The organism is Kocuria marina, from assembly GCF_000786655.1.
GTDB classification, from domain to species: Bacteria; Actinomycetota; Actinomycetes; order Actinomycetales; family Micrococcaceae; genus Kocuria; species Kocuria marina_A.
Genome location: NZ_JROM01000041.1, coordinates 74,222 through 100,785, shown reverse-complemented (window position 1 = coordinate 100,785; position 26,564 = coordinate 74,222). Strand labels below are relative to the sequence as shown.

General features: G+C 69.5%; 23 protein-coding genes. 12 read left to right on the top strand and 11 right to left on the bottom strand.

The window, feature by feature from the left end; all coding sequences use genetic code 11:
* Window positions 1–110 precede the first annotated feature (110 nt).
* On the top strand, window positions 111–1,898 hold the full coding sequence (locus tag AS25_RS09530) for a DEAD/DEAH box helicase (RefSeq protein WP_035964644.1): 1,788 nt from the start codon (window positions 111–113) through the stop codon (window positions 1,896–1,898).
* Between the two features lie 57 nt (window positions 1,899–1,955).
* Here the strand turns inward: AS25_RS09530 and AS25_RS09525 are convergent, their stop codons facing one another.
* Both AS25_RS09525 and AS25_RS09520 read right to left on the bottom strand, forming a co-directional pair.
* The gene (locus tag AS25_RS09525; RefSeq protein ID WP_035964642.1) at window positions 1,956–2,573 is read right to left on the bottom strand and encodes an isochorismatase family protein; all 618 of its coding nucleotides are present in this window, start codon (window positions 2,571–2,573) and stop codon (window positions 1,956–1,958) included.
* 14 nt (window positions 2,574–2,587) lie between these two features.
* Window positions 2,588–3,928, bottom strand: coding sequence for a nicotinate phosphoribosyltransferase (locus AS25_RS09520; protein WP_035964641.1), 1,341 nt, complete (start codon window positions 3,926–3,928; stop codon window positions 2,588–2,590).
* Between the two features lie 112 nt (window positions 3,929–4,040).
* Between AS25_RS09520 and clpS the strand changes: the two genes are divergently transcribed.
* From clpS to AS25_RS09480, 8 genes are all read left to right on the top strand, one after another.
* On the top strand, window positions 4,041–4,343 hold the full coding sequence (clpS, locus tag AS25_RS09515; protein ID WP_035964752.1) for an ATP-dependent Clp protease adapter ClpS: 303 nt from the start codon (window positions 4,041–4,043) through the stop codon (window positions 4,341–4,343).
* A complete protein-coding gene (locus AS25_RS09510; RefSeq protein ID WP_035964640.1) occupies window positions 4,343–4,918 on the top strand; it encodes a DUF2017 domain-containing protein in 576 nt (191 codons plus the stop codon). Before clpS ends, AS25_RS09510 begins: the two co-directional genes overlap by 1 nt.
* Before the next feature lie 68 nt (window positions 4,919–4,986).
* Window positions 4,987–5,877: a glutamate racemase gene (gene murI, locus AS25_RS09505; protein ID WP_035964639.1), complete on the top strand. Its 891-nt coding sequence runs from the start codon at window positions 4,987–4,989 to the stop codon at window positions 5,875–5,877.
* 25 nt (window positions 5,878–5,902) lie between these two features.
* Entirely contained in the window at window positions 5,903–6,742 is an 840-nt protein-coding gene (locus AS25_RS09500) for an MBL fold metallo-hydrolase (RefSeq protein WP_035964638.1), read from the top strand.
* Between the two features lie 10 nt (window positions 6,743–6,752).
* A complete protein-coding gene (gene rph / locus AS25_RS09495; RefSeq protein ID WP_052160865.1) occupies window positions 6,753–7,562 on the top strand; it encodes a ribonuclease PH in 810 nt (269 codons plus the stop codon).
* Entirely contained in the window at window positions 7,552–8,253 is a 702-nt protein-coding gene (gene rdgB, locus AS25_RS09490) for an RdgB/HAM1 family non-canonical purine NTP pyrophosphatase (protein WP_035964636.1), read from the top strand. Before rph ends, rdgB begins: the two co-directional genes overlap by 11 nt.
* 3 nt (window positions 8,254–8,256) lie before the next feature.
* Window positions 8,257–9,117, top strand: coding sequence for a phosphotransferase family protein (locus AS25_RS09485; RefSeq protein ID WP_035964634.1), 861 nt, complete (start codon window positions 8,257–8,259; stop codon window positions 9,115–9,117).
* A 39-nt stretch (window positions 9,118–9,156) separates the two neighbouring features.
* A complete protein-coding gene (locus AS25_RS09480; RefSeq protein WP_035964633.1) occupies window positions 9,157–9,738 on the top strand; it encodes a 3'-5' exonuclease in 582 nt (193 codons plus the stop codon).
* 26 nt (window positions 9,739–9,764) lie between these two features.
* On the opposite strand, the gene AS25_RS09475 is transcribed toward AS25_RS09480, so the two are convergent.
* The 3 genes from AS25_RS09475 to AS25_RS09465 form a co-directional block, all read right to left on the bottom strand.
* On the bottom strand, window positions 9,765–10,991 hold the full coding sequence (locus AS25_RS09475) for an ADP-ribosylglycohydrolase family protein (protein WP_035964632.1): 1,227 nt from the start codon (window positions 10,989–10,991) through the stop codon (window positions 9,765–9,767).
* A 154-nt stretch (window positions 10,992–11,145) separates the two neighbouring features.
* Entirely contained in the window at window positions 11,146–12,084 is a 939-nt protein-coding gene (locus tag AS25_RS09470) for a PKD domain-containing protein (RefSeq protein ID WP_253270539.1), read from the bottom strand.
* 167 nt (window positions 12,085–12,251) lie between these two features.
* Window positions 12,252–13,049 carry a DUF6318 family protein gene (locus tag AS25_RS09465; RefSeq protein WP_035964631.1) on the bottom strand — a complete coding sequence of 266 codons (798 nt, stop codon included), beginning with the start codon at window positions 13,047–13,049 and terminating at the stop codon, window positions 12,252–12,254.
* A gap of 284 nt (window positions 13,050–13,333) precedes the next feature.
* On the opposite strand from AS25_RS09465, the gene AS25_RS09460 reads away from it, so the two are divergent.
* From AS25_RS09460 to AS25_RS09450, 3 genes are read left to right on the top strand one after another with little or no spacing between them, the layout of a single operon-like run.
* Window positions 13,334–14,557 (top strand): exonuclease SbcCD subunit D, encoded by a 1,224-nt coding sequence (locus AS25_RS09460; RefSeq protein ID WP_035964630.1) that lies wholly within the window; start codon window positions 13,334–13,336, stop codon window positions 14,555–14,557.
* A gap of 11 nt (window positions 14,558–14,568) precedes the next feature.
* Window positions 14,569–17,841, top strand: coding sequence for an AAA family ATPase (locus AS25_RS09455; RefSeq protein WP_035964745.1), 3,273 nt, complete (start codon window positions 14,569–14,571; stop codon window positions 17,839–17,841).
* Between the two features lie 9 nt (window positions 17,842–17,850).
* Window positions 17,851–19,137: an MFS transporter gene (locus AS25_RS09450; protein ID WP_253270537.1), complete on the top strand. Its 1,287-nt coding sequence runs from the start codon at window positions 17,851–17,853 to the stop codon at window positions 19,135–19,137.
* A gap of 79 nt (window positions 19,138–19,216) precedes the next feature.
* Here AS25_RS09450 and AS25_RS09445 read toward each other — a convergent pair whose 3' ends face one another.
* The 6 genes from AS25_RS09445 to AS25_RS09420 form a co-directional block, all read right to left on the bottom strand.
* Window positions 19,217–19,900: an MBL fold metallo-hydrolase gene (locus AS25_RS09445; RefSeq protein WP_052160864.1), complete on the bottom strand. Its 684-nt coding sequence runs from the start codon at window positions 19,898–19,900 to the stop codon at window positions 19,217–19,219.
* Window positions 19,897–20,994, bottom strand: coding sequence for an S-(hydroxymethyl)mycothiol dehydrogenase (locus AS25_RS09440; RefSeq protein WP_035964628.1), 1,098 nt, complete (start codon window positions 20,992–20,994; stop codon window positions 19,897–19,899). Before AS25_RS09440 ends, AS25_RS09445 begins: the two co-directional genes overlap by 4 nt.
* A 257-nt stretch (window positions 20,995–21,251) precedes the next feature.
* Window positions 21,252–22,331, bottom strand: coding sequence for a YihY/virulence factor BrkB family protein (locus tag AS25_RS09435; RefSeq protein WP_035964625.1), 1,080 nt, complete (start codon window positions 22,329–22,331; stop codon window positions 21,252–21,254).
* Between the two features lie 358 nt (window positions 22,332–22,689).
* Window positions 22,690–23,079: a MarR family winged helix-turn-helix transcriptional regulator gene (locus AS25_RS09430; RefSeq protein WP_253270536.1), complete on the bottom strand. Its 390-nt coding sequence runs from the start codon at window positions 23,077–23,079 to the stop codon at window positions 22,690–22,692.
* Between the two features lie 268 nt (window positions 23,080–23,347).
* Window positions 23,348–24,832 (bottom strand): malate:quinone oxidoreductase, encoded by a 1,485-nt coding sequence (locus tag AS25_RS09425; RefSeq protein WP_035964623.1) that lies wholly within the window; start codon window positions 24,830–24,832, stop codon window positions 23,348–23,350.
* A gap of 115 nt (window positions 24,833–24,947) precedes the next feature.
* The gene (locus tag AS25_RS09420) at window positions 24,948–26,555 is read right to left on the bottom strand and encodes an ABC transporter substrate-binding protein (RefSeq protein WP_035964622.1); all 1,608 of its coding nucleotides are present in this window, start codon (window positions 26,553–26,555) and stop codon (window positions 24,948–24,950) included.
* Window positions 26,556–26,564: the final 9 nt, after the last annotated feature.

Below are 26,564 nucleotides of genomic sequence, written 5' to 3'. Positions count from 1 at the left end.
GCGTCGTCGCCCGTGCCAGAGACGACCACGACCCGTGCGACGGGACCGGAGTGGATGCGCGCCCAGGAGCGCGCGGAGAGGACGAGCACCACGTGTCTGACAGCGATCAAATGTCCCTTTTCGGAGCCGCGGCGGACCTCCCGCCGGCCTATCCGGACCGGGCGGCGTGGGGGACCGCGCCCAAGTTGCGCGCGTGGCAGGCGGAGGCGATCCACCGCTACGAACAGGCCCAGCCGCGCGACTTCATGGCCGTGGCGACCCCCGGCGCGGGTAAGACGACCTTCGCGTTGACCGTGGCCAAGAAACTGCACGACGCCGGGACCGTCCAGCGCGTGACCGTGGTGACCCCCACCGAGCACCTCAAGCGCCAGTGGGCGGACGCCGCCGCGCGGGTGGGACTCGCGATCGACCCCAACTTCAAGAACGCGGACGGCCAGCACGGCCGCGGGTACATGGGTGCGGCCGTGACGTACGCGCAGGTGGCCAACAAGCCGCTGCTGCATCGCGCGCGCACCGAGGCCGGGCGCACGCTCGTGATCATGGACGAGATCCACCACGCCGGCGACTCCCTGTCCTGGGGTGACGGGCTGCGCGAGGCGTTCGAACCAGCGACCCGTCGGCTCGCGCTCACCGGTACACCGTTCCGCTCGGACACCTCCCCGATCCCGTTCGTGAGCTATGCCGAGGACGGCGACGGGATCCGCCGGTCCACGGCCGACTACACGTACGGGTACGCGGACGCCCTGCACGATCACGTGGTGCGTCCCGTGATCTTCATGGCGTACTCGGGTCAGATGCGCTGGCGGACCTCGGCCGGTGAGGAGATGGCCGCCCAGCTCGGGGAGGGGTTCACCAAGGACATCACGTCCCACGCGTGGCGTACCGCCCTGGACCCGCACGGGCAGTGGATCCCGTCCGTGCTGCGCGCCGCCGATCAGCGGCTCACGCAGGTGCGGCGCACCGTCCCGGACGCCGGGGCGCTCGTGATCGCCACGGACCACCAGGACGCCAAGGCCTACGCCGAGCAGTTGCACGCCATCACGGGGGAGCGGCCCACCGTGGTGCTTTCCGACGACAAGACCGCGTCCAACAAGATCGACGAGTTCTCCGAATCCGACAAGCGCTGGATGGTCGCGGTGCGCATGGTCTCCGAGGGCGTGGACGTGCCCCGGTTGGCCGTGGGCGTGTACGCCACGTCCACCTCCACGCCGCTGTTCTTCGCCCAGGCGGTGGGTCGCTTCGTGCGCGCCCGCAAGCGTGGGGAGACCGCGTCCGTGTTCCTGCCCTCGGTGCCCACGCTCATGGCGCTCGCCAACTCCATGGAGGAGGAGCGGGACCACGCGCTGGACAAGCCCAAGAACATGCCGGGGGTCGTGGACTTCGACCAGCACATGGAGACCGGCTGGGACGACGACCTGCTGGATGAGGCCAACCGCGAGGACAGGGCGTCGTCGTCCCTGGCCCAGGGCAACTTCCAGGCCCTGGACTCGGACGCGTCCTTCCACGGCGTGCTGTTCGACGGCGGTGCCTTCGGCGGCGGGGCCGCGGTGGGTTCGGAGGAGGAGGCCGAGTACCTGGGGATCCCCGGGTTGCTCGACGCCGACCAGGTCTCGGCCCTGCTGCGGGAGCGGCAGTCGCGCTCGGCCCAGCGCAACGGTCAGGGCGGTCACGACGCGCCCCAGGCCCCCGCGGTGCCTGACCACCGTCGCCTGAAGGACCTGCGCTCGCAGCTGTCCAAGAACGTCTCCGCGTGGTCCGCGCGCACCGGCACACCGCACGGGGTGATCCACAACGAGCTGCGCACCAAGTGCGGCGGCCCGGCCGTGGCCCAGGCCTCGGAGGATCAGCTCACCGCGCGGATCGCCCTGTTGCAGCGTTGGTTCATCGGCCGGAAGTAACCGGCGCAGCGACGTACCCGCGCGGGGAAGTACCCCGCGCAGCGACGTGCCCGGCGCTCAAGGCAGGTCGGTGACGACCTCCGCGCCGGCGGCCTCGAGTTCCTCGACCGCCCGCTCACCGGACTCGGCTGCCACGGGCGCGGTCAGCGGCAGCAGCACCCGGGTCTCGTAGCCGGCCTCCACGGCGTCCTTGGCCGTGGCCAGCACGCAGTGGTCCAGCGCGAGACCCACGACGTCCACGGCCTCGACGCCGCGTTCCTGCAGCCAGTCGTCCAGGCTCACGCGTTCTTCGTCGGAGTCCTCCTCCGATTCCCCCATGGGGACGTCCACGTCCGGGGCGGACAGGCCCTCGAAACCGGAGTAGGCGGCGTCGTACGCGCCCTTGCGGAAGTACTCCGTGACGTACTCGGTGTCGAGATCGGGGTGCGTGTCAGCGCCGGTGGTCTCAGCGACGCAGTGCACGGGCCAGCTCGTGACGAAGTCGGGGGTGTCGCTGAAGTGCTCCCCGGGATCCACGTGCCAGTCCTGGGTCGCGGCCACGGCCACGTAGTCGCCGTGGTGGTCCTCGAGGTACTCGGAGACCTGCGCGGCGACCGCCGCCCCGCCTTCGACAGCCAGGCTGCCGCCCTCGCAGAAGTCGTTCTGGATGTCCACGATCAGCAATGCAGTGCGCATGGCTACCTCCCTGGTCAGTGTGCGGTTCCGGGTTCGATCACGGTGGGGATCACGGGCTCGCCCTCGGAGAGCCGGCGCGCCGCGCGGGGCAGTTCGGCCACGGAATCGACGTGGCGCTGCCGGGCGCGGGTCACGGCCTCGGGGCCCGTGTAGCCGTCGTGCAGCTCGCCGCCGGTGACGTAGTCCACGAGCAAGGGGCGGTCGTCGCCGTCGTCCTCGGGCATGTGAGACACGCCCACGATCTCGTGCGTGGCCACGCCCTGGGGATCACGACGGCGCAGCGCGTACTTCTCGCCGCCCACCGACTTCTTGCCGGAGGACGCCTTGGCCACGGGTTCCATGGCGCCCGAGGCGCCCTCGCGCGAGACGAGCTTGTAGACCATCGACGACGTGGGGGCACCCGAGCCCGTGACGAGGCGCGTGCCCACGCCGTACGCGTCCACCGGAGCGGCGCGCAGGGCGGCGATCGCGTACTCGTCCAGGTCACTCGTGACCGTGATCCGGGTGTTGGAGTTGCCGAGCTTGTCGAGCAGCGCGCGCACGGACGCGGCCTGTGTCACGAGATCGCCCGAGTCCAGGCGCACGCCCCCGAGGTCCTTGCCCGCGATCTCCACGGCGAGCGTGACGGCCCGTTCGACGTCGTACGTGTCCACCAACAGGGTCGTGGACACACCCAGCGCGTCCAGCTGGGCGCGGAACGCCTGCTCCTCGGAGTCGTGCAGCAGGGTGAACGAGTGGGCCGCGGTGCCCACGGTCTTGACCCCGTAGCGGAAACCGGCCTCGAGGTTGGAGGTCGAGTCGAAGCCCGCGACCACGGCGGCGCGGGCCGCGGCCACGGCCGCCTGCTCGTGGGCGCGGCGCGACCCCATCTCGATGCACGGGCGCTCTCCCGCGGCACCCACCATGCGGGAGGCCGCCGAGGCCACGGCGGAATCGAAGTTCAGGACGGAGAGGATGTAGGTCTCCAGGACGCACGCCTCGGCGAACGAGGACTCCACGCTCAGCAGCGGCGAGTGGGGGAAGTACGTCTCGCCCTCCGCGTAGCCGCGGATCTGGCCGGTGAAGCGGAAGTTCTCGAGGTACGCCACGGTCTGGGCGTCCACCACGGCGGTGTCTCGCAGGAACCGCAACTGCTCGTCGGTGAATCGGAACTGCTCGAGCCCCTCGAGCACCCGGCCCATCCCGGCGAACACCCCGTAGCGGCGGCCGTTGGGGAGTCTGCGGGCGAAGACCTCGAACACGCTGCGGCGGGACGCGGTGCCCGCCCGGAGCGCGGCCTGCAACATGGTCAACTCGTAGTGGTCCGTCAGCAAGGACGTGGGCTGCGGGTGCCAGGAATAGGTGTGCTCGTTCACGTGGCCAGCCTAGTGGGCCGTCCGGCGTGCGCACATCCGTGTCCCCGTGACTACCATGGAGGCGATGTCCACTACGCACCGCGCCGTCCCCGCCCGGATCCCGGCCGTCCTGATGAGCTCCGCGCCGGCGGAGTCCCCCGTGCTCGAACGGGAGGAGCAGGCGGTCACGGCCATGAACGTGCCGTGGAACGTGGTGGTCTGGGACGACCCCGTGAACCTCATGAGCTACGTGGTCTACGTGTTCCGCGCCCACTTCGGCTACTCGGACGCCAAGGCCCGCAAACTCATGCTCGAGGTGCACAACCGGGGCCGCTCGATCGTGTTCACGGGAACCCTCGAGGAAGCGGAGACGCACGTGAGCTCGCTGCACGGCTACGGCCTGTGGGCCACGTACGAGAAGGCGGGGGAGCACTGATGGCGCACGGGTTCAAGCGCACGCGCAAGGGCATCGTCGGTCGGTTCGAGGCCCCCGAGGTGCGGTTGTTGCAGAAACTGTTCTCGGACGTGGGGGAGACCCTCGAGCCCGAGGCTCGCGAGGACGGGTCGGCTCGCAACGACGACCCGCTCGAGGCGCTGCTCGGCTGGGACGAGGACGTGGCCGAACCCACGGACCCGGCGGTGCGCAGGCTGCTGCCCGCGGCGTCGTCGGACCCGGACCAGGCCGCCGAGTTCCGGCGACTCACGGACCGCTCGCTGCGCGAACGCAAGACCGCGGCGTTGCGCGCGTCCTCCCTGGCCCTGGAGTCCGAGCCCGTGGTGCTGAGCGTGGAGCAGGCACAGGACTTCGCGCGCTCGCTCAACGACGTCCGCCTCGTGCTGGCCTCCCGGTTGAACATCGACTCGGCCGAGGCCGCCGAGCGCGTGGCCGAGCTGACCGACTTCGGCCGGGCCGAGGACGTGGAGCAGTACATGGGCGTGGTCTACAACTTCGTCTCCTGGCTGCAGGAGACCCTGATGAACGCGCTGCTGAAGACCCTGCCGTCCCGGTGACCGGGGATCGCGTACATCACACGTCGCATGTGCCATGAGGCGCGCGAAAAGCACTACAGTTTTCCGGTATGCAGGCGCACGAACGTCCCACCGGTCCCAATCCCAACTCGCCCATCGGCGTGTTCGATTCGGGTGTGGGCGGGCTCACGGTGGCGCGAGCGATCATCGACCAGCTGCCCAACGAGGAGATCCTCTACGTCGGTGACACCGCGCACGGCCCCTACGGGCCCCTGCCGATCGCCGAGGTGCGCTCCAATGCCCTGCGGATCATGGACGACCTCGTGGACTCCGGGGTCAAGCTGCTCGTGATCGCGTGCAACACCGCGTCCGCCGCAGTGCTGCGGGATGCGCGCGAGCGTTACACGCGCGGCTACAACATCCCCGTGACCGAGGTCATCCAGCCCGCGGTGCGCCGTGCGGTGGCCACCACGCGCTCCGGTCGGGTGGGGGTGATCGGTACCGAGGCGACGATCGGCTCACGCGCGTACGACGACACGTTCGCGGCGGCCCCCCAGCTCGAGATCACGTCCGTGGCGTGCCCCGAATTCGTGGAGTACGTGGAGCGCGGCGTGACCACGGGGCCCGACCTGTTGCGCACCGCCCAGCACTACCTCCAGCCCCTCAAGGACGCGAGCGTGGACACCCTGGTTCTCGGGTGCACGCACTACCCGCTGCTCACCGCGGTGATCTCTTACGTCATGGGCGAGAGCGTGAACCTGGTCTCGTCCTCGGAAGAGGCCTCGCGGGACGTCTACCGCTGCCTGTTGGACAACCACCTCGAGCGGGATCCCGAGCTCGCTCCCCACCACGAATTCCTGGCCACGGGGGACCCCGTGAGCTTCGAGGTCCTCGCCCAACGGTTCCTGGGCCCCGAAGTGGTCCGCGTGCGGCACACGGCGTCCGTCGCGGAGCAGTACCCCACCGGTTCCCTCGCCACGATCCACGCGGCTCAACGCTGAGTCGGCACCAGAAAGGCGATCACCCATGATCCTCACAGTGATCGGTAACACCGGAAGTTTCCCCGGGCCCGACGCCCCCGCCTCGTGCTACCTGCTCTCCGGGGAGGACGCGGACGGGCGCACGTGGCGCATCGTGCTGGACATGGGCAGCGGTGCCCTGGGTGTCCTGCAGCGCCACATCGACCTGCACGAGATCGACGCGATCATGCTCTCCCACCTGCACCCGGACCACTGCGTGGACGTGGGCGGTCTGCACGTGGCCGTGAAGTGGGATCCCCGCGGATGGCAGGGCGGGCGCATCCCGATCTACGGTCCGTCCATGTTGCACGGCTACCTCAACCAGCTGCACCTGTTGCCGCCCGAGCACTCGATGGACACCGAGTTCGACTTTCACGTGTGGCAGGCCAACCAGCCCGTGACGGTGGGACCGTTCACTGTCACGCCCCACCCCGTGTATCACCCGTGTCCCGAGCCCTACGCGCTGCGCGTCGAGTACCGCGGGGCGAACGGCACGGAGGTCCTCACGTACTCGGGGGACACGGACGCGTGCGAGGAGCTCGTGGCAGCGGCCCGCGACGCGGACGTGTTCCTGTGCGAGGCCGCCTACCAGGAGGGCCGCGAGGACCATCTGCGCGGGATCCACCTCACGGGCAAGCGTGCGGGGGAGACCGCGACCGCCGCGGGTGTGCGGCGGTTGCTGCTGACCCACCTGCCCGTGTGGAACTCGGTGGACACGGCCACGGCTGAGGCCGTCGGAGCGTTCTCCGGCCCGGTCACCGTGGCCCGCGTGGCCACGAGTTACGACGTCGCCGGGCCGACCGACCATTCGTTCAATGCATTGGCAAGCGCGGTGACCGGGGACTAGGCTGAAACCCATGACTTCGCCTACCGACCCGGCACGATCCACCGAGAATTCCACGGGCGAGGGTGGCTCCGCCGCATCGGGGCTGGTACGAGCGGACGGGCGCGCCGTCGACGAACTGCGGCCCATCACCATCACCCGCGGTTGGTCCGAACAGGCCGAGGGTTCCGCCCTGATCGAATTCGGCGGCACCCGTGTGCTGTGCACCGCGTCACTCACGGAGGGCGTGCCCCGCTGGCTTAAGGGCGAGGGTCGGGGGTGGGTGACCGCGGAGTACGCCATGCTCCCGCGCGCCACCTCCACGCGTTCCGCCCGCGAGTCGGTCAAGGGCAAGATCGGTGGCCGCACCCATGAGATCTCGCGTCTGATCGGCCGCTCCCTGCGTTCGATCATCGACCTCAAGGCCCTCGGGGAGAACACCGTGGTCCTCGACTGCGACGTCCTGCAGGCCGACGGCGGTACCCGCACCGCGTCCATCACCGGCGCGTACGTCGCACTCGCCGAGGCCATCCGCTGGGCCCACGACAACGGCATCCTCAAGCCGCGGGTCAATCCCCTCATCGACACGGTCTCGGCCGTGTCCGTGGGGATCATCGACGGTGTCCCCATGCTCGACCTGCCCTACGTGGAGGACGTGCGCGCGGAAACCGACATGAACGTCGTCGTGACCGGCTCGGGGGACTTCGTGGAGGTCCAGGGCACGGCCGAGGGCGCACCGTTCAAGCGCGCCGAACTGGACGTCCTGCTCGACCTCGCCGTGGCCGGGTGCGCCCAGCTGGCCGAGATCCAGCGGGAGACCCTGGAGGCCACCCGTGGCCGATGACGTACGCGGCGCCCGCGTGGTGCTCGCGACACAGAACGCGGGCAAGGTGCGCGAGCTGCAGGCCATGCTCCGCGACGCGGGGCTGACCGATCCCGGGATCGTGGTGGACGCGCGCACGGCCGGGCTGAGCGACGTCGTCGAAACGGGTGTCACGTTCCAGGAAAACGCGCTGCTCAAGGCGCGCACCGCCGCCGCGGAGACGGGACTCATCGCGCTCGCGGACGACTCGGGGCTCAGCGTGGACGTCATGGGCGGCGCCCCGGGCATCTTCTCCGCGCGGTGGAGCGGGGTCCACGGCGACGACGCCGCCAACCTCCAGCTGCTGCTCGCCCAGCTCGGGGACATCGCCCCCGAAAACCGCCGCGGCTCCTTCGTGTGCGCCGCCGCGGTCGTGGCACCGGACGGCACCGAGCACGTGGTCACGGGTGAGCTGCCCGGGACCATTCTGCGCGAACCCGCGGGGGAGAACGGGTTCGGCTACGACCCGATCTTCGCCCCGGACGGCCAGGACGGCCTCAGCTGCGCGCAGTTGAGTCCCGAGCACAAGAACAGGATCAGCCATCGTGCGCGGGCCATGGCCGCGGTATTGCCGCACTTGTTGCAGCTGCTCACGGGGTCGAGCGGTACTGCGCGGCAGGACGGGCCGGAAGCCGCAGCGGCGTCGCCCCTGGAACCGGAGCCAGAGGACTGACCCATGACTTTCGCGTGCGGACACCTACCTTTCGCTCCGGCCGTCGAGGCCGTGTTGGCGGAGGCCGGGGTGCGCGTGGATCGCTCCGAATGGGAGCTGCACGCCGGCGGGTCCGCGCACATCGTGGTCAATGCGGGGCACGTGATGAGCGTGCGGATCGCCAAGAACCCGACCTCGGGGGAGAACGTGCGCCGGCGTACCCGTGCGCTGTCGCGGCTACCGGAGTTCGACTTCGCCGTGCCGCGCCCCCTGACCCCCGTGCTGCAGGACGGGCGGTACACCGCCGTGGGGATGACCTGGATCCCCGGCAGCCCCCGCCCGCCGGGGCACGCGGACCCGCGGGAGCTGCGCAGGGTCCTCGAGCAGGTGCGTGATGCGGACGCGCGCGCGGCGGAGCCGTGGCTGGACCGGCCCGGTCAGCACTGGGGCGGTCACCGCCGTCGCCACGTCCTGCTGGACCAGGTGCTGCCGCTGCTGCTCCCGCGCAACCGGGACCGCGCCATGAACGCGATCGAGGACCTCGTGGCCCTGGACAACGTCCCGCCGCGGCTCGTGCACGGGGACCTCATGGGCTCCAACATGCTGTGGCAGGACGAGCACCTGGTGGGCGTGATCGACTGGGACCACGCGAGCATGAGTGATCCTGCGTACGACGTCGCGTCCCTCGGACTGTGGTTCGGCTGGTCCAGCGTGCGCCAGGCCACGGACGAGGAGAATTATCTGCGCGCACGATTGCACTCGCGGATCTTCCCGCTGCAGGCCGTGGCGTACGCACTACACCACGAGCTCGACACCGCCCAGATCCGCCAGGCCGTGGAGAAGGCGGACGCGTGGTACGAGACCCGCGCCATGGCCTCCGTGTGAGCGACATGCCATGTCGGAGGCGTTGCCTACCCTGATCGGGTGCCCGTCAGTTTCACCGCCATAGATTTCGAGACCGCCAATCGCAGCCCTGCGTCCGCGTGCGCCCTGGGGGTGGTACGGGTCCGGGACGGCCAGGTGGTGGACACCCGGTACTCACTCATCCGTCCGCCGCTCGGCCACGACGGGTTCGAGCCCGGCAACGTCCGGATCCACGGCATCCGGCCCGCGGACGTCACCCACGCACCCACGTTCGACCTGCTGTGGGACTGGATGTGCGAGAACATCAGCCCGGAGGATCCGGATTCGGTTCTGGTGGCACACAATGCGGTCTTCGACACCGGCGTGATCAAGGCGGCGAATCGGGCGTGCGGCGGAACCGCGAGGACTTGGGACTACGCGTGCACTCTCCGCTTGGCTCGCGCGGCTTACACGCTGCGTTCCTACGCCCTGCCGTCGGCGTCCCGCGCCGCGGGGGCGGAGGTCGTGGAGCACCACAATGCGCTGAGCGACTCCCTCGCGTGCGCCGGGATCGTGCTCGACCTCGCGCGCCGCAGTGGGGCGCGCAGCATGGCCGAACTCACGGCGCACTACGGGGTCAGGCTGCAGCACGCGACCCTGTGACGGGACGCCTCCGATCGGGGTGAATCTCAGGCGTGCGGCCGCCACAGGGTGAGCCAGCGGTCGGCCAGGGCGAGCAGTTCACGGCGGGTCGCCGCGCGGGTTCCGGAGGAATCGGTGCCGGATGTGTCCGTGCCGCTGTCGGTTTTCCTGGCGCCGCTGTTGTCCTCGGTCAAGGCGGCCTGCCGCACCATGCCGTCGTCGCCGACGGCGCCGTTGCCGCCAGCCGAGCCGTGGACGCCGGGCGCGCCGTTGTCGCTCTCCTCGATGTCCTCACTGTGTGCGGCGTCCCCGAGCCCCCAGCGCGCGGCGGCAACACCGACCGCGACGGTGCGTGCCGCGTCGTTCGCCGCCGGATGACCGGACAGCAGCGCGAGAGCCCGCTGAGCGACGTCGTTCCCCGCCCCGTCCGCGTGCGGCGCGTCCTCGGCGCCCAGCGCGGCCGCGAGCCCGAGCGCCAGGGCCGACGACGCCGCGGTTCCGTCCCCCACGGCCCGCGCGAACGCGCCCGCGGGTTCCGTCATCCCATCGAACAGGGAATCCCGGGCGGATCGGTCCGCGCACAGGTCGAGCAGCTCCCTGGTGAGGGGCGCGGGCCGGGTCATGAGTGCGACCACTCGGCCGGTTTCCTCGACCACGTCCTGCAGCGAGGCCCCACTGTCCCGCGCACGGGCCGCCGCATGAACGGCCAGGGCCGCACCCACCGCCGCGGTCTGAGCCTCGGCGCTGCCGTGGGTGATCGCGGCCGAGTCCACGGCGAGGGCCACGAGCGACTTCCACCCGATGTTTGGAACGAGCGCGTACGGCACGGTGCGGACCAGGACCTCGGCGCTGTCCGCGAGCGGCAGGACGGGGCGAGTGACCTCGCCCAGGTGGCCCGTGGACAGCGCGGTGAAGCTGTCCCCGGCGTGCTCGCCCGGTGCGGCGAGCAGGGGGAAGTCGCGGTCCAGGTCGTCGGCGGGCGGGTGCGGTGCGTCGCCGGGAAGCTTCGCGCCGTTGCGCGCGGCCCAGCGCAGATACGCGAGCCACGCGCACGCCGTGGGATCCGCGGCCTGACCGTCATTCGCCCAGTGGGCCACCGCGTTCAGTGCGCCCGCAGTGCGGGCAAAGAGCTGGGTTGCCTCGCCGGGTTGTTCGGCCGCGGTCGCGCGCCACGGCGCGAGGAACACGCTCCGCACGAGCGACGGATACCACGACGCCGCCGCGTCCAGACCGCGGTCTTGTTCCAACAGTTCGGGCGTGCGCGGTGCGGTCATGGGGTCAGTCTATGAGGGTGGCAAAGGAGCGTGCGGGGTGATGCAGCTCGGGCATGGGGCCGATCGGGACGGCCTGGTGGCACAGGAGCGTGTGCGGGCTTACGGGCATGTCCGGCCTCGGGAGCGTTAGGCGCGGGACTCTCGTCCGGTTGCGTTACTTGCTGGCGCCGGGGCAGCCGATGCCGGTGGGGTTGGTGTGGCAGTCGTCGGCGACGTTGTGCACGGTGGCCCGCCACACGCTCAACGCGACCGGGGGTGAGGTGACCTGGTTGTACCCGGCGACCGGTTGCCACCCGGTGTCGGCGATGTTGTATTCCCCGTAGAACGAGGTCGTCAGGCCCACGGTGTAGTCCCCGGTGACCGTGTAGACGTGGGAGGTGTCGGTGGGCTCATCCCACGCACCCTCCGGTAGGGGTGCCCCGGTCAACGGTGTGGGGCCCAGGGTGGTGCCGTCCCCGTAGTCCCATGTGTACTGCACCGGGTAGGCGCGGACTTGGACGGGGTACCCACCCAGGGTGGTGGTGAAGGTCTGTGGTTGGGCTGCGGCGTAGACGTTGGTGTGCATGTTCTTCAAGGTGTCCGGGGCGGGTTGCACATGACTGGCTGCCGGGGCGACGGCGAGTTGTTGGAAGTCCTGGAGGGTGAACACCGGCAGCGGCACGTACCCGTCGTCGCTGGCTTGATCGGCTTGGGTGTCACTGACACATAGTTGGGTACCGCGTGCTGCGCGGGTCCTGTCATTGGCCCCGCCAATGACGATGTCCATGTTCACACCGGCGGCCCCGGTGTCGTCGGTGCATTCTTGGGTGGTACGGCACCGTGTGAGTGCTGCCCCACGTTGGTCGGTGCAGGGGTCTTGGAGGCCGTAGACGGTTTTGTTCTTGGCGGTGTCCATCAGGCGGGCACTGAAGAAGATCGAATCCTCATTGGACATCAGCCGGTCACGCAGGGCCTTCTGGAACGCGGGATCGGTATCCGGATCCCACGCCGTGGCGCCACCAGGTCGCTGCCCATCTAGTCCGTTCTCCGTCTCGATCGCGCTGACACCGGGAGCCGCGCCCGCCTCTCTCACGGCCAAGGTGATATCAATCACAGCATTTTTGGCGCTCGCACTTACTTCCCCGGGAATGGCCTCATCGCCCTGGCCAAATCCGGAGGGAGACCCAGCTGCGTAGGAAATTTTGAGACCAAATGAAGAAGTCAGGAGTAGCAAAAATGAAATGATTAACGCCGAAATTATGCCGCGCCCGTATCTCATCATCACAACTTGCCCCGGGGCGATGCTGTGACGTATGTCCATCGCCCATTTCCATACGTCAGGGACACATCCAAGAGATTTTCGTCGTCATACGGGAGCTGCCGGCTAACGATGTCCCCGTTGTCGATCACCATCACGCCCGCGCTCGATGCGTCGATCGGTAGAGTGTATTCGCCCGTTGGTCTTTGCACGAACGAATCGGGCAGAATCTGGGCGTCCTCGTAGCCTCCGACCATCCAACGGTTGGGCCCAAAATTGCGCTCGATTCGGGTGCGCTGGTCCGCGCATCGGCTACAGGATGACGACGTGACGTCGCGGATCAAAGACGTGTCCCCGGTTTGGAAGGCGTACCACTGCGCTGCCAACCGATAGTCCAGGAACGCCTGCGCGCCGGCCTCGGTTTCCTCCATGGCTTCGTCGGGCATCACGGGCTTGGGGACGTTGCGGGCCGGATGCTCCAGCGTGGCGGGTTCGTAGTCCTCCGGGACCTTCTGACCCGTGGCCAGCACCGTGGGTTCCTCCGGACGCCAGTCATCGGGCAGTTCGCTGTCGGAGCCGCTCGGGGACCCGCTCTGCGGCGTCGTCGGGGACGCGGACGAGGCGTCCGGCGCGGGGGACGTGGGCTGCGCCGTCGTCCCCGCGGAAGTGGCCCCCGTGGGCGCGGCGCTGTCACCCCCACCCGCTTCGGGCGAGCCGTTACCGCACCCGGTGAGCAGCAGCGCTGCGAGCAGGGCAAGGGTCGCTCCCCGGCCGGCCGTGTCGATCAGTCGTGGTGAATGCATCCCGGTGAACCCCCTCATGCCACACCGTCGTGTGACGTACCAGACATCCCCCAGAGCATAGAGGCGCATGACGGCGCGGGCCATGGCCGGGCCGTAGCTTGTGGACGACGAAGAACATGCGCATGCATGACCCCTGGTCACCGCATGGATGAGAGAACTCGGGAGTAGAAACAATCCGCCACGTTGCGCGGCGCCGGCCTCGCGACGCGGTGAAACACACCGTCAGGGGCGCCCGCGCCGTGCGACCTGCACATGTGTGGCAGGTCGCTGTGGGTGTCCGAGACCGCGGTTACATTGACCCCATGCTGATCTTGCACACCTCCGACTGGCACCTGGGGCGTACCTTCCACGGCGTCGACATCCTGGACGTCCAGGCGCGGGCCATGGCCGAGATCGTCGAGTGGGTGCGGCATTACGGTGTCTCCGCGGTCCTGGTCTCGGGGGACGTGTACGACCGCGCCCAGCCCCGCACGGAGGTGGTGGAGCTGCTCAGCACCACCCTGGCGCAGATCCGCGAGGCGGGCGCGTACGTCATACTCACGAGCGGCAACCACGACTCCCCGGCGCGGTTGGGTTTCGGTTCCGGGATCATGTCCCACGGTGGTGTTCACCTATTGACTCGCGTGGCGGACGCCCACGCCCCGGTCCTGCTCTCGCAGTCGACGGACTCCACGATCACGGTCGCCCGGGCGACGACGCCGCCCGCCCGCGACCCGCGCGGTGCCGCCCCGTCGGGGGCGTTCACGGTGGCGGTGTACGGCATCCCGTACATCGAACCGCGCGCGGCCGCGCCGTCGCTCGACTGTGCACCCACGCACCAGGCCGTGCTGGGCACCGTGATGGAGCGCATCGATGCGGACAGGAAAGAACGAGGCGACATCCCGTCCGTCGTCATGGCGCACGCGTTCGTGACGGGGGCGCAACCCACGGACTCGGAGCGCGTCGTCGATTCCGGGGGACTCGGTACCGTCTCGGCGGAGGTCTTCGCCCGTCACGACTACACGGCGCTCGGTCACATCCACCGCCGGCAGCGGGTCGCGGACACCGTGCGCTACAGCGGCTCGCCCGTGGCCTATTCCTTCTCCGAGGCCGGACACCCCAAGGGAGCGTGGCTCGTGGACGTCCAGGAGACCGGGGTTCAGGAGGTCACCGGCTTGGATCACGCCGCGCGCATGGATCTGGCGTGCCTGCGGGGGCCACTCGACGAGTTGCTACGGGATCCGGCGCACACCTCGGCGGAGGGTGCCTGGTGCCAGGTGGTCCTCACGGATCGTGACCGTCCGGCATCCGCGATGGATCGGATCAGGACGCGGTTCCCGCACACGGTGGAACTGCGCTGGGAACCCGAGGGCGGCCGGCCCCTGACCCAGCAGGCGTACAGCGCACGGGTCGCAGAAGCCGCCGGTGCCGAAGAGCTGTGCGCCCAGTTCTACGACCACGTGCGGCACCGGGGGCTGTCCGGGCCGGAACAGGACGAGATCGCGGACGCGGTGGCCGCCGCGCGCAGCAGGGGAGTGGAGCAGTGAAGCTGCATCGGATGCAGATCACGGCCTTCGGGCCGTTCGCCAAGCAGGAGACGGTGGATTTCGACGTCCTCAACGAGGCGGGGGTCTTCCTGCTGAACGGCGAAACCGGGTCGGGTAAGACCAGTGTGTTGGACGCCATTTGCTTCGCGCTCTACGGTTCCGGGCCCACGACTGCCGCTAAGGGCGGGCGCAAGGCCCAGCACAGTGACCACGCGGATCCCCGCACCGGGCCGCGCGTCGAGTTGGAGTTCACCGCGGGTGGCCGGCGGTGGCAGGTGAGCAGGACGCCCGCATGGCGCGAACCGTCCTCGCGGGCCGCGTCCGGGTGGAGTGACCGTCACGCCACGGTGTCATTGCGGGAACACGTGGCGGGGGAATGGGTGGACCGCGGCTACCGCCCGGACGACGTGGGGCAGACCATCCACCACGTCGTGGGCCTGGACCGTGAGCAGTTCACTCAGGTGATGATGCTTCCCCAGGGTCAGTTCGCCAGGTTCCTGCAGGCCGGTTCCAAGGAGCGGGAAGACCTCCTGGAAACCCTGTTCGGCACGGACGTCTACGCGGACATCCAGGACGAGCTGAAATCGCGCTCGGACCGAGCCAAGAGCGTCCTGCACGAGGCGGAACGCGAGGCCGAACGAGCGGACGAGGTTCTCGCTCGGCTCAGGGAACGGGTGGCCCACACGGTCGCCCGGTTACCGGAGGACGTGCTCTCGGGCCTCCCCGGGTCGCTCCGGGCCCGATTGGCTCTCCCATCGGACGAGGGGCCGACCGGCGAAGTCGCCGCGGGCACCGCGGCGGACGCCACCGGTGGGGAAACCGACGCGGGTTCGTCCGACCACGGCCGAGCCCCGGCCAATGCTGCGTCGGCTACTTCGGAGGAGGGGCCCGCGGACGGGATGGCCGCGGACGCCGACAACGAAGGGAGCGCGGACCGGTGGCGTGAGCTGGTCGACGACTGCGACACCCTCGTGGACACGGTGTGCCGGGCACGGGACGGCGCGGCGTCGTCGTACACCGAGGCCCAGAAGCGTAACGCCCGCTTGGAGACCCTGCATTCGCTGGTCAGGAGGCACGGCGAACTCACGCGGCGTCGGGATGAACTTGCGGAACAAGCGGAGCAGTCGGAGGACGCGGCCCGGCAACTGCGCGAGCACGAGGCGGCACAGGGGTTCCAAGCGCCGCTCGCGGAACTGCGTGACGCCCGACGGCGCGTCGCGACCCTTGACGCTACCGTCACCGACCTGCGTGCCACCATCACGGGGGGCGCGCCATTGGCCCGCGTGGCTCAGCAGATTCTGGGTCCGGACGCGAGCCTCATGGACGCCATGGACGAGTCCGGGCAGGTGCCCGCTGGACTGCGCGACGCGGTCGTGACCGCGCGCGAATCCGCCAGGGGCGCCGTGGCCCAGGAGGACTCGCTCACGAGGGACGAGGAGGAGGCGGCGCGCGAACGCAAGGACCTTTCAGCGTTTGAGGAGCGGGCGACGCACATCACCCGGGATCTCGTCTCCGCGCGGGACGCCCTGACCCGCAGCGAGGAATCACATCGCGAACTCCTGGGGGAGGTCAAGGACGAGGCCCTCGTGCGCGAACGAGCCCGCACCGCGCGGGAGGCCGTGGCCGCGAGTCGGGAGTACGCACGGGCCCGGGCGGAGGAACAGGAACGGGCGTGCCAGTACCGGGAGGACGAAACCGCACGGCGGGCCGCTGCCCAGCACGTGGAAGTGCTCGAAGCGCAGCGCTACGTGAGTGCGGCCGCGACCCTCGCCACCGGGCTGGAGCCGGGGGATCCGTGCCCCGTGTGCGGAGCCACGGAGCACCCGCACCTTGCCAGCGCCGGAACCGAGGACGAGGTCACCGATGACTCACTCGATCGCGCACGCGCCGCCCGGGACACCGCCCAGGACACGGTGGATACATCCCATGCAGCGTGGCAGCGGGCGCAGACCGGCGCGGCCGAGGCACTCGCGCGCGGCGCGGACAAGGACGTCGACGCCGCCGTGGACCGGTGCCGCCACGCCGAGGAGGAACTGGCCCAACTCGAGCAGAGCCTGACCCGGGTGCGCCGGGGCGAGGCCGAGATCGCGACTGCTCGGCGGGAGGTCCAGGATCTCGAGGGGGAGGGGACGCGGATCAACGGTGACATCGCAGGGAGCCGTGCGCGCCTCGGGGGACTCGTGACACGGTGTGACCGGGGGCGTGAGGAGCTGGCCCGGCGGATCAGGGGTTTCGAGTCGGCCACCGAGTTCCTCGAACGGTCCGAGCACCTCGTGCGCACGGTGAGCGAGTGGGAATCGCAACAGCGGGCCCTGGACAACGCGCAGCACGAGGCCCGCACCGCGCAGGGTGCCGTGGAACGTGCCCTGGACGCGTCCCCGTTCGAGACCGAGAGCGCCGTGGAAGAGGCCCTCATGGACCCGGCGGACGCGGCCCAACTCTCCGAGCGGCTCACCGCCCTGCAGGAGGAGCGTGATTCGGTCTCGGCGGAACTCGCGACCCAGGACATGCAACGCGCCGAAGGGCTCAGTGCCGAAGAACGCGCGGGCGTGTCCGAGGAAGCACTGGCTCGCACCGCCGCCGAACGGGACGGCTTCGAACAACTGCGGGATTCCTTGAACCAGAAACTGGGCGGGCTGCAGACCCTCGCGTCCGACGCCGCATCCCACGCCGAGCGCATGCCCGCCCGACACGCCGAGCTCGTGCGCGCCCGTGAGAACGCCCAGCGCCTGAGCGGACTCGCGGACGTGGCCACCGCGAATTCCTCCGAGAACGCCCTGCGGATGACCCTGACCTCGTTCGTACTCGCCGCGAAACTCGAGCACGTGGCCGCGGTGGCGTCCGAACACCTCGCACGGATGTCCTCCGGACGCTTCACCCTGGTGCACACGGATCGCACCCGAGGGGGTGGCAAGTCCGGGCTCGGACTCGAGATCGACGACTCGTGGACCGGTGTCCGCCGGGGCACGGAGACTCTGTCGGGCGGTGAGTCCTTCTTCACGTCGCTCGCGCTCGCCCTGGCTCTTGCGGATGTCGTGCGGGCCGAGGCCGGGGGACAGGAGATCGACACGCTCTTCGTGGACGAGGGTTTCGGCTCCCTCGACGAACAAACCCTCGAGCAGGTCCTCGAGACCCTGGACGGGTTGCGCCGCACGGGGCGGGTCATCGGTGTGGTGTCCCACGTGAGCGAGATGAAACAACGCATCGACACCCAGCTCGTGGTCACTAAGACCCCCGGGGGCTCGCACCTGTCGGTCGTCGCGGGGCCGTGGGATGCCGCGTAGGCTGAGGCCGTGAGTACCGCGATCCGCCGCCCCGCGCCCGAGAAGCCCGGCAAGGTGCTCACCCCGCGTGAACGCACCGTGCGCAGCGATCGCAGGCTGGGCGCGATCACCCTGTTGCTCCGGCTGCCCCAGGTCATGGCCCCGTTGGGCCTGCTCACGCTCGTGGCGGTCTCGTCCTCCTCCGCGTGGACGGCCGCGCTGAGCTCGGCGTCCCTGTGTCTCGGCATGGCCGTGAGCGGCGTGGGTGTGGCCGCGCTGGCCAACGCCCGGTGGCAGTTGTGGGCCCTGGTCGCGTTCTCCCTGATCCAGGGGATCATCCTCTGGGTGCTGTCACGAGCCCAGGTCACCGAGATCCCGGTCTCGTGGGATGCCGTCTCCGCGCTCGCGCCGTTCTTCGTGGCCGGCGTGGTCATGACACCCATGGGACTGGCCGCGCGGCTCCGCTGGGCCTCCGTGTTGCGAGCGCAGGACCGGTCACAGGCGTTCCCGGCGGCCATGCGCCGCGAATCCGTGAACGAGGGCCTGGCCACGGTGCTGGGTGCCGCGCTCACGGGACTGCTCGCCGTGACCATGGGACCGGCGGTGGTGCTGCGTTTCGCCGCCGTGTGGGCCGTGCTGATCACCGCGGCCTTCGTCCTGCATTCCTCCGCCCGCTATCCCCGCGCGGACATGCCCCTCTGGTCCTGGCGGCGCGCCCGCGGCGCGCCCGGACGCAGCCGCGCCCTGTTCCGGCTGAGCCACGGATTGATCTACGGGGTGGCGGCGCTGAACGCCCTCATGGGCGCGGTGCTCGGGTGCCTCGTGGTCTACTCGGTGTCCCTGGACAGCGTGGAGACCATGGGGGTCATCTATGCGTTGCTCGGGTTCGGGGCCGCCGTGGGGTCGAGCCTGGCCGTGCGTTTCCGCCGCCGGTTGAGTGCGGCGAACATGTGGATCCTCGCCGCCACGGGTGCACTGCTGGCGTCCATGCTCATGTCCGGGCCGTCCGGTTTCGTGGGGTATTCCCTCGTGCTCCTGGCGCTCGGGTTGTTCTCGGGCCCGTGCCTGCTGTGCGTCCACAGCAGCGCCGGTTACGTCACGGCGGGCAGCGACTTCCTGGGTCTCGTGGCCCGGATGACCGTGGCGTCGAGCATCGCCACGGCGGTGGGGCTCACGCTCAGCGCGTACCTGGGCGTGCACTTCGACTACATGACCGCGGCCATGGTCCCCATGGCGGCCGCCATGGTGCTGTTGGCCACCGCCCTCGTCTTCAACTACACGCAACGCCGCAGCCCCGGGCCCAGGCCCCGCATCTGACGCTGCTCACACGACGACGCCGCCCGGGCCGGTTCGCAGGGGACCGGGCCGAGCGGCGTCGTACCGCAAACGCGATCACTCAGTGGCCGCGGGCGATCCATTCGCTCAGGTGTGGCTTCTCCTGGCCGATGGTCGTGGAGTCACCGTGACCCGTGAGCACGAGGGTGTCCTCGGGCAGCGTGAGCAGCCGTTTCTCGATGGAGTCGATGATCGTGGGGAAGTCCGAATAGGACCGCCCCGTGGCACCCGGGCCGCCCTGGAATAACGTGTCCCCGGTGAAGACCACCCCGTTCTCACCCAGGTGCGGGGCGTGGAACACCATGGACCCGGGGGAGTGGCCGGGCGTGGCCAACACGGTGAACATCACGGTGCCCGCGAGGATCTCCTGTCCGTCTCGCAACGGCTCGGGCTCGGGCCCCTCCGGGTAGACGGCGCGCCACAGCATGAGGTCCTCGTGGTTCATCATGATCGGGGCGTCCGTGTCCGCGCGGTCGGTGAACTCGCGCACCGCCGCGATGTGGTCGTCGTGACCGTGGGTCAGCAGCACGTGCGTGATGGTGCGGTCCGCGACGGCGGCGAGCACGGCGTCGGGGTCGTGCGCGGGATCGATCACGACGCACTCGGCCTGGTTACCCACGACCCACACGTTGTTCTCCACGTCGAAGGTCTCGCCGTCCAGGCTGAACGTACCCTCCGTGACGCAGTTCGTGACGGTGACGCCGCCGCGCGGGTCGGTCAGGACGGTCAGCGGTGTGCGCGTCATCGGGCCAGTTCCACGACGGAACGCAGGACCTTGCCGGACTTCATGGTCCCGAACGCGGCGTCCACGTCCTCGAGGGCGATGCGCTCGGAGACGAAGGCATCCAGGTCCAACCGGCCCAGGAGGTACTGGTCCACGAGCATCGGGAAGTCGCGCGAGGGCAGGGTGTCCCCGTACCACGCGGACTTGATGGACCCGCCGTGGGAGAACACCTGGTCCAGCGGGATCTCCGCCACGGTCCCGGGATCGGGAACGCCCACCAGGACCATGCGACCCGCGAGGTCACGCGCCTGGAAGGCCTGCATGAAGGTGTCGGCCACGCCCACGGCGTCGATCACGAGATCCGCGCCGTGACCGCCCGTGAGCTCGCGGATGGTCTCCACGGGATCCACAGACCGAGAATTGACCGTGTGGGTCGCGCCGAGCCGCTGCGCGATGCTCAGCTTGTCGTCGTCCACGTCCACCGCGATGATCGTCGTCGCACCAGCGAGCGCCGCACCCGCGACCGCGGCGGTGCCCACGCCGCCGCAGCCGATGACCGCTACGGACTCTCCGCGCTTGACCGCGCCGGTGTTGATCGCCGCGCCGATCCCGGCGGTGACGCCGCAGCCCAGCAGACCCACCGCGGCGTACTGCTCGTCCTCGAGCGGGGACTCGATGCGGGTGCACTGCCCGGCGGCGACCAGGGTCTTTTCCGCGAAGGCGCCGATCCCCAGAGCCGGCTCGAGTTCAGTGCCGTCCTCGAGGGTCATCTTCTGCTCGGCATTGTGGGTGTTGAAGCAGTACCACGGCTCACCGCGGCGGCAGGCCCGGCATTCGCCGCACACCGCCCGCCAGTTGAGGATCACGTGATCGCCCACGGCCACCTCCGTGACGCCCTCGCCCACGGCGCTCACCACGCCCGTGGCCTCGTGCCCCAGGAGGTAGGGGAAGGCGTCCCCCACGCCGCCCACCTTGTAGTGCAGGTCCGTCTGACACACCCCGCACGTAAGCACGTCCACGAGTGCCTCGCCCGGCCCCGGATCGGGGACCAGGATGGTTTCCACGGTGGCGGGCTCGTTCTTGGCCCGCACCACCACGCCTTTGACCTTGTGCATACGGTTGCCTCCGTCGTCTCGCAGCTTTCTAGGGTCCTTCCCAGTATGCGTGGTGGCCGCCACACGGCGCACGACGACGCCGCGTACGTTCGCCCCGCGACGAATACCGGGCGCGGATGACGAGCCGGGAGATGATCTGGGTCGACGCAACCAAGTCGGGGAAACCGGTCGGCGACACCGGATGGCAGGCCCTGAACATGAGAACGCGGGCCCGCACGATGGTGCGGGCCCGCGTTGTGAAGGATCGTCGTGGTGACTCAGGAGTCCTGCGAGTAGTCGACGTGCTCGGTGCGCAACCGGATCTTGCGCCCCTCGGCCTCGAGCTTCTCCTCCTTCTCCTTCTGCTTCTTAACCTGGGTGGTGTCCCGGGGAGGCAGCTGGACGGCGTGCTCGGCACGGATCCCGCCCTGCAACTGGCGGCCACGCTCGAGTTCGGCGTCCACCTCGGCGCCGAAGAGGAGCACGTTGTTCATGATCCACAGGCCCAGGAGCAGGATGATCACGGAGCCGATGATGCCGTAGGTCGCGTTGTAGCTCGAGAAGTTCGCCACGTAGAAACCGAACCCGAGCCCGGCGATGATCATGAACACGAGCGCGATCGCCGCGCCCGGGCTCAACCACTTGAACTTGGGCTGCTTCACGTTGGGCGTCGCGTAGTACAGGATCGCGATGAGCAGCACGAGCAGGAACAGGATGACGGGCAGCTTGGCCCAGTTCCACACGGTCACGGTGGTGGAACCCAGACCCACCAGGTCACCCACGGTCTGCGCGAAGTCACCGGAGAGCAACACCATGAACATCACGGCGGCCACGATCAGCACGATGATCAGGGTGATCAGCAGCATGATGGGCTTGAGCTTCCAGAAGGGGCGACCCTCGGCGATCTCGTAGATGCGGTTCATCGCCCGGGAGAACGCACCGGTATAACCCGATGCGCTCCATAGTGCACCCAGGACACCGACGACCAGGGCCAGCCCGGCCCCGGACTGAGTGGTCAGCTGGGAGATGGGTCCGGAGAGCAGATCCACGACGGACGAGGGAGCATAACGGTTCAGGAAGTCTAGGATGGCGCTCGTGGTGGCCTCACCCTGGCCGAACACACCCAGCAGGGACACCAACGCCAGAAGCGCCGGGAAGATGGAGAGCACCGCGAAGTACGTCAGTGTCGCGGCGAGGTCAGTGCATCCGTCCTTACTGAATTCGGACAGGGCGCGCTTGAAGACGTAACCCCATGACTGCCCCTTGAGCTTGGTGGGGGAGTCGGGTTTGGCATCATGGTCCGGGTCCGGGGCCGCGTCCCCCCGACGCGCCGTGGACTCCAAATGCTGAGTTGTCATGGGGGTCCTCTCCAGGAGCGAATGTGGTGGCTGCGCGAGGCAGGTACTCCCAACAGTTTAGCGGCCTCCCGACCCCCTCCGACGCACCGTGCGCCTATACGGCGCCGGCCCCGGCACCGCCGACGACGACGCCGCACGGCGCAGTGCCGTCGGGCACGGCACTGCGCCACACGGCACCGAGGCACACGGCTCGCCGCACGCGGCACCGCCGGGGCGCGACTCCGCTGTACGCGGCACCGCCGGGGCGCGACTCCGCTGGATGTGACGTCGCCGGACACGACACCGCGCCCATGACGAGTCATGGGCGCGGTGTGGGCCGCCGTTCGGGCGGGTCAGTGCGTGCAGCGGTGCGGATCGGTCACCGTGACAACGACAACGCGTACTGATGGATGCGTTCGCTCAGTCGCGTGAGCACCCTGATCTCCTGGGCGTCCAGAGCGGTGCTGATGACGTCCGCGACCATCTGGTCGTTGTCCTGCGAGATCTGCTCGTAGAGCTGGGTCCCGGCGTCGGTCAGGGCGACCCGCACACCGCGCAGGTCCTGGGAATCCTGGCGCCGGGTCACGAGCCCCTTGTTCTCGAGGCGCTCGAGCATGCGTGAGAGGCTCGATTGCGTCAACAGCACGTAGCTGTTGAGATCGCGCAACCGCAGGCCGCCCCGGCCGGTGGTGTACAGCGTGGCCAGGACCTCGAACTCACGACGAGACAGGCCGCGCAGGTCCACTCCGCGTTGGAGCTGACGTGTCACCGACACATGGCAGCGGCTTAGTGCATCCCACGCTTCGACACTCCCCCTTGATGTCATTCTTCCCCCTTTGGCAACGTCCACCCCCTATGGACGTTATCTACATGTTACGAGAGGGGATGAGCGCGCCCCCAGCGAGCGGTGTCCACACTTGTGGCCGGGAGGACAGGGCCTGTCCACGCATTGGGGCACAGCTGATCAGGGGTGGAGACGACGGAGGGTCTTTGTGCGCAGTGCACAAAGACCCTCCGTGACGTCCGCCGGGACGGGGCTACTTGATGCCGAGCACCTGGGCGGTGTGACCCATGATCTCGTCCGCGAGCTGCGGGTTCTCGTCGAGCTTCTTGCCGTAGGCGGGGATCAGCTCCTTGATCCTGGGCTCCCACTCGGACATCTTGGCCGGGAAGCAACGGGAGAGCAGGTTGAGCATGATCGGCACGGCCGTGGACGCACCGGGGGAGGCGCCCAGCAGTGCACCGATCGAACCGTCCGCGCTGGTCACGAGCTCGGTGCCGAACTGCAGCACGCCACCCTTCTGCCGGTCCGACTTCATGACCTGCACGCGCTGACCGGCCTCGATGAGCTCCCACTGGGACTCCTCCGCGGTGGGGTAGTACTCCCGCAGGGCGTCCATGCGCTGGGACCGGGTCTTGGTCAGTTCGCCCACGAGGTACTTGACCAGGTCCAGGTTGGCCAGACCCGCACGGGTCATGGGGTAGAGGTTGTGTGCGCGCACGCTCTTGGGCAGGTCCAGCAGAGAACCATGCTTGAGGAAGTTGGGCTTGAACCCGCCGTAGGGCCCGAACATCAGGGCGCGCTCGCCGTGGACGTAGCGCGTGTCCAGGTGGGGCACGGACATGGGCGGGGCGCCCACGGAGGCCTGGCCGTAGACCTTGGCGTTGTGCTGGGACGTGACGGTGGGATCGGTGTTGCGCAGGAACAGACCGGAGACGGGGAACCCGCCGAAGCCCTTGGCCTCGCGGATCCCCGACTTCTGCAGCAGGGACAGCGCGCCGCCGCCGGCACCCAGGAACACAAAGCGCGCGTGGATGACGCGGTTGTTGTCGCTGTTGAGCCGGTCCTCGACCGAGACGTTCCAGGAACCGTCGCTCTGGCGGTTCAGCGTGGTGACCTCCTGGCCGTAGCGCACGGTCACGTTGCGCCCGGTCAGGTGGGTGAGCAGCTGGTTGGTGAGGGCACCGAAGTCCACGTCCGTGCCCTCGGGGGCGAAGGTCGCCGCCACGCGACCGGCGCCGCGGCCGTGCATCGTGAGGGGTGCCCACTCGGCGATCTGGTCGCGATCCTCGGTGAACTCCATGCGCTCGAACAGCTTGTGGGGCTTGAACGCGTCGTAGCGGGCGCGCAGGTAGTCCGCGTGGTCCTCACCGAACACCATGGAGATGTGGGGTACCGGGTTGATGAACGTGTCGGGGGACTCGAGCGTGCCGTTCTCCACCAGCGAGCTCCACAGCTGGCGCGTCACCTGGAACTGCTCGTTGATGTTCAGGGCCTTCTTGGCGCTCACGGTGCCGTCCGCGGCCTGGGGTGCGTAGTTCAGTTCGCACAGCGCCGAGTGTCCGGTGCCCGCGTTGTTCCAGGCATTGGAGCTCTCGAGACCCGCGGCGTCGAGGCGCTCCAGGACGGTCATGGACCAGTCCGGCTGCAGGTCGTTGAGCAGGGTCGCGAGCGTGGCGCTCATGATGCCGGCGCCCACCAGGACGACGTCGACGGATTCGGTGGGTTGAGATGAAGTCACATTGTCTCCCGTGCGTGCATGATCGACGCGGCGCTGCGCCGAGGCTTTCCGCTGTCCAGGGTATCCCCAGCTCCGGCCAACTCCCAACGGAGCCACCGGGCGCACACGGTGTGGTTCAGGCCAGGCGCAGCTCGTTGAAGCGTTCGAACCCCGTGGACGTCAACGGGAAGGACGCCACGCGCGAGTTCACGGCTACCGCCGAGACGGGGTGGGCGAGTGGCACGGCCGGGATCACCGCGGAGACGCGGTCGTTGAGCGTGCGGTACGCGGCGTTGCGGGCGTCGCCCTGGGGCATGGTGGCGGCGCGGTTGACCGCGGTGAGCAACCCGGCGTCGTCGTCCCCCAACTGCGCGTCGGGGGTGCCCAGCAAGGGGCCCATGAAACCGTCGGGATCGCGGAAGCTCCCGCTCCAGCCCAGGAGGCTGAACGCATGGTCCGCGGCGGGGTCGGTCACGGCGTCCACGTACCCGTCGTCCCAGTCCATGGGGACGGGGTCCAGGCGGAAGCCCGCGCGGGTGAGCTGTGCCGAGATCTGCGCGTACACGCGCTCCGGTTCCTGCAGGTACATCCGGGACGTGTTGCGCGGGTAGTAGAAGCGCAGGGCCTCGCCCCGGTAGGAACTGGCCCGCAACTGGTCCCGGGCGCGCTGGGGGTCGTAGCCGGGGATCTGCAGGTTTTCGCCGTCCACGTTGAACCGGGCGGGGACGAACTGGTCCGCCACATTGGTCCCGTTGGGATACAGCTGGGACGCCAGGGCGCCGCGGTCGATCGCGGAGGCGACGGCGCGGCGTACCGCGACGTCCCGCAGCACGGGGACGGAGCGATTGAGCCCCAGGTAGGACAGGGAGTAGGGGTCACGGTAGAGCACCTGCACGCCGCGGCGCGCGAGGGGCGCGAAGGCGTCGAGCCCCACGAGGTCGTACGCGTCCACCTCACCTGTGAGCAGGGCCGCGCAGCGCACATGTGCGTCACGGATGACCCGCATCTCGAGGGTGCCCACGTCCCCGAGCTCGCCCCAGTAGCCCTCGTGGGCGGAGAGCTTGACCGAGTCCGCGGATGCGGAGTCGAAGCGGAAGGGCCCGGTGCCCACGGGGTGCTCGTCCTCCGTGCCCGCCTCGATGCTCGCGGGGGAGGCGATCCCGAACGCGGGTTGGGTCAGGGCGGCGAGCAGCGGGGTGTAGGGGCGCGTGAGTTCCAACACCACGGTGCGCTCGTCCGTGACCTGCGTGCCCCGGTAGGCCGAGGCCACGAGCGGGCTCGAGGTGCCGTGGCGGAAGGCCGTCGCGAACGCGCAGCGCGATGCCCACGAGGCGGTGGATTCCGCCTGGGCCTGCCACTTGTCGAAGTTCGCCTTGACCGCGGCCGCGTCCAGCGCGGTGCCGTCGTGGAAGCGGACACCGCGGCGCAGGGTGAACGTCACGGAGCGCCGATCGTCCGCGACTTTCCACGACTCCGCGAGGCCGGGCGCGGGCTCACCGGTCGAGCGGTCCGCGGTGACCAGGCCCTCCAGGACCTGCGTGGCGATCCGGGCCGTCTCCTGCGAGTTCCTGCGGGACGGGTCCAACCCGGCCGGTGCGGCGGCGTGCGCCAGCACGAACGTGTTCCTGGGTGCGGACGCGCTCGCCGACGGGCGGGGGGTCGTGCTCCCACAACCGGTGAGCAGGAGCCCCGCACCCGCGAGGGAGAGGAAGGAACGCCGTCCGAGGCGGTTCTCAGCAACCACGGCGCATCC